This window comes from Priestia sp. YIM B13489 (assembly GCF_042787645.1).
Classification (GTDB): domain Bacteria; phylum Bacillota; class Bacilli; order Bacillales; family Bacillaceae_H; genus Priestia; species Priestia megaterium.
Genome location: NZ_JBHZOQ010000032.1, coordinates 1 through 3826, shown reverse-complemented (window position 1 = coordinate 3826; position 3826 = coordinate 1). Strand labels below are relative to the sequence as shown.

Sequence of the window (3826 nt, the reverse complement as noted above, 5' to 3'; positions counted from 1 at the left end):
ACTTGCTCAATTAAAAATAAAAATTAACGTTGACGTTTGTCGCTTTGTTCAGTTTTCAAAGTTCAACCATCGCTCTTAAGCGACTTTACTATCTTATCAAGTTATCAACGTAATGTCAACAACTTTTTTATCATCAACATCATCTTTTTTAACGACGCTTTATTATTATAAGCTCCTTTAATTTAAAAATCAATAGTTTTTTGTTTTTTTTTTCAAAAATATTCCCTAACAAATCTACTTAGCTACAATACTTTTCTTAATGAAAGTTATATTTGGATTATACAGTTTAGAATGCAACTTAAAATCAGCACTTTAATGAAATAGTGTTCCATAGTTTAACCGAACTAACGAAGATACCCTACTCTATCGGCATAACATATGATAAAACAAGAAAGAAGCAAAAAGAATATTCTTTTTGCTCTGAATGAATTATTACCCTATATAAAACGAAAGCAATTAGTATTTAGAAGTACAAGGTATATTAGGTATACAATGTGGAACATCAGGTATACATCTTGGTATATTAGGCACACAGCTTGGCACTTTAGGTATACAGTGCGGTATTTCAGGCATACAATGCGGAACATCAGGTATACATCCTGGTATCATTTTTGTCCCTCTTTTCAATATTCATTTACATATTATATGTATAAACCTAAGGACAAGCTTGTACGCTTGTCCAATATATAGAAATTTTTTCAACCTCAACATATTAGCGCAGATAGAAATAAACTGAGTGTAATTTCCTAAATTCTATAATCTTTAGTTACCGTAATAGATTTTATATAAAATGAAAAACATTAGAATCATTCATTTCAACAATTTTTATTATACATAAATATGTAAAATCCCCTTTTATCTTGATCTATACTCTTTCTAATAACAAAAATTTCTTTTCTAAAACATATTACAAACACTGCCTTTACTCTCTTTAATATCCTTGGTATATATTTTTGAGTTACTAGATAATCTACCCAAGAGTTTGTCCAATTTCTACATATACTAATATTGGAAATCTAATGTTCATTAGGAGTGAAGTATATGTCAACACATTTAACAGGACGAGTCATCTTCAAAGGGGACCCTGGCTATAAGGAAGCAATTAAGAATTGGAACCCTTATGTTGATGTCTGTCCTCTTGTCTTTGTTTTTGCACAAAATTCATACGATGTCAGTAATGCTATTAAATGGGCCCAAGAGAATAAAGTGCCTTTACGTGTCAGAAGTGGCCGTCATGCTTTGGATAAGAACCTTTCAGTAGTAAGTGGAGGAATTGTTATTGATGTAAGCGACATGAATAAAGTTTGCCTTGATAAAAAAGCTGAGATTGCAACAGTTCAAACAGGCATTCATGTGGGTCCACTTGTAAAGATGTTAGCTCGAGAAGGCTTTATGGCTCCGTTTGGAGATAGCCCTACCGTTGGAATTGGAGGAATTACAATGGGAGGAGGATTTGGAGTACTCTCACGATCAATTGGCCTTATAAGCGATAACCTTCTTGCATTGGAAACCGTAGATGCAAAAGGCAAGATTCTTCAAGCAAATCAATCTTGTAATGAGGACTTATTTTGGGCTTCTAGAGGTGGAGGGGGCGGGAACTTTGGATATAATACCGAATACACGTTTAAAGTTCATCGTGCCCCTAAAACTGCAACCGTCTTCAATATTATTTGGCCATGGGAGCAATTAGAAACGGTATTTAAAGCTTGGCAAAAATGGGCACCGTTTGTAGACGAACGTTTAGGGTGCATACTTGAGATTTACAGCAAAGTAAATGGTTTGTGTCATGCAGAAGGAATTTTCCTCGGTTCAAAAAAAGAGCTGATTAAATTGTTAAAGCCTTTACTAAGTGCTGGAACCCCAACACAAAAAGTTATAGAAACATTATGCTATCCAGATGCTATAGACTTCTTAGATCCCGATGAGCCAATCCCTGGTAGATCCGATCAGAATGTTAAATTCTCCTCGGCTTGGGGACTTGATCAATGGTCGGAAGAGCCTATTTCAATCATGAAGAAGTTTTTAGAAGAAGCTACTGGCACAGAAGCCAATTTCTTTTTTATAAATTGGGGTGGTGCTCTAAGCAGAGTACCAAGTAATGAAACAGCATTCTTTTGGCGCCGTCCATTATTTTATACGGAATGGACGGCTAGTTGGGAAAATAAATCACAAGAAGCTTCCAACCTTGCATCAGTTGAAAAAGTACGTCAACTGATGAAACCATATGTAAAAGGTTCGTATGTTAATGTTCCAGACCAAAACATTGAAAAGTTTGGAAAAGCATACTACGGCTCAAACTTCGCAAGGCTTCGAGAAATAAAGGCAAAATATGATCCTGATAATTTATTTCGTTTTCCACAAAGCATCCCACCCTCTTGTTAACCATTCAAAATTTAATCAAACAGCCCTTCTTACAGCTGAACGCTTGATTTAGCCCGATATAGAAAGAACTATTGCTCTCAATAGTTCTTTCTATATTTAAAGTATATGTAATATATGAAGTTAGTTAAGAAAATGGCTCTTATATCGTACATAAAAACTTTTGTACTTTAAAAAGAAACAAGCTTTATTGTTACGTATAACTTCTATGAAGCAAGATCTTTAGCTTATTTCGCTACTTCAGCAGGAGTTATTAAAGAAGGTTGTATGTGAGTATGTAAAAACTTCGTAATGGTTTGAATGGTCGTACGATCCATAAGACCCCTCCTTCGCTTCCCCCTATTATAGCAAATTTTATTTCTCTAGATAAGAATAGGTTCCATACTTTCTTTTTAGACGGATGAAAGTACTTAATGTGGTGGTGATGTAGTTCGCTTACATTATAGGCGACTTATTACCTTCTTATTCTCAAAACCCATTTTCTTCTCTCTTTCTTTTTCATTTTATGATAAGTTCAACTAAAAGATTGAACAACCTTTTTTCTTTATGCATAATAAGTTCAACAGAAGTTCAACTTAAAAATGAGGTGTATAAAGATGAAAATTTCACGTTTTAATAAAGACTGTGGAAACTCCGTTGATATGAATATCGTTGATGGATACCTATTTGATTTCCCAACCAACGTCGTAGAACTCCAAAAAGATGCTGCTGATTCTTTCTTTACAGATGCCGTAACAGCACCGCAAGAGTTCAAAAAGCGTATCTTACTATCCACGACTATTGGTGACGAAGAGAAAGAACGTTATTTCTTAGTCGGTGACATTGCAGCAAGCCAACAACTTGCCAACAATCACATCAATCGTTTACATAACAAAATTACAAGCCATATTCCTTATGTGACATTTTTAGCTGCCATTGCATACTACCACGCATTGCATACGAAAGATCAAAAGGATAATAGCATCGAGATTGACTATTTCTCTACGATGTTACCAATTTGGTTGCTAAAAAAAGAAAGCACATTTGGTGAAGCGCAAAAAGCAATGGCCACTCGCTTCTTAGGTGACCATGCTTTCCGTATTCATACACCAGGGTTCGAAAAAGACATAAAAGTTTCTGTAGAAGAAAGTGCATGCTTAAAAGAAGGTGAAATTGCACGCTTTGCATTAAAGAAAGACTTAACTCTTCAAGACCGTGAAGATGCTAATGAATATGTAGAATGTGAAACCGTGATGGTCGATATTGGTGGAGGATCCATTGATGTTGTTATTTTACCTGAAGGATTAAAAGCCGCAAACAGTCGCGAATCATTCCAAAGTATTGAAGGTATTCCATATCTAGCGCACATTGATAAGTTACGCAAAGAGAAGTTCCCAGAGTTGTTTACCGATTTACGGGCATTTGATCAATTTATTTTGGATAACTACAGCAAACAAAAGTTTGAACT

At 35.0% G+C, this 3826-nt stretch carries 2 protein-coding genes; both read left to right on the top strand.

Annotation, left to right across the window (positions count from 1 at the left end; genetic code table 11):
- The first annotated feature begins 1041 nt into the window (after nucleotides 1–1041).
- Nucleotides 1042–2382, top strand: coding sequence for an FAD-binding oxidoreductase (locus tag ACFX4W_RS01800; protein ID WP_377559210.1), 1341 nt, complete (start codon nucleotides 1042–1044; stop codon nucleotides 2380–2382).
- A 593-nt stretch (nucleotides 2383–2975) separates the two neighbouring features.
- Nucleotides 2976–3826: Alp7A family actin-like protein (locus ACFX4W_RS01795; RefSeq protein ID WP_377559209.1), on the top strand; the 851-nt coding region annotated here is incomplete at its 3' end.

Bases quoted from the DNA above. Each gene is read 5' to 3' on its own strand.
- ACFX4W_RS01800 (WP_377559210.1), top strand. From the start codon at position 1,042: ATGTCAACACATTTAACAGGACGAGTCATCTTCAAAGGGGACCCTGGC.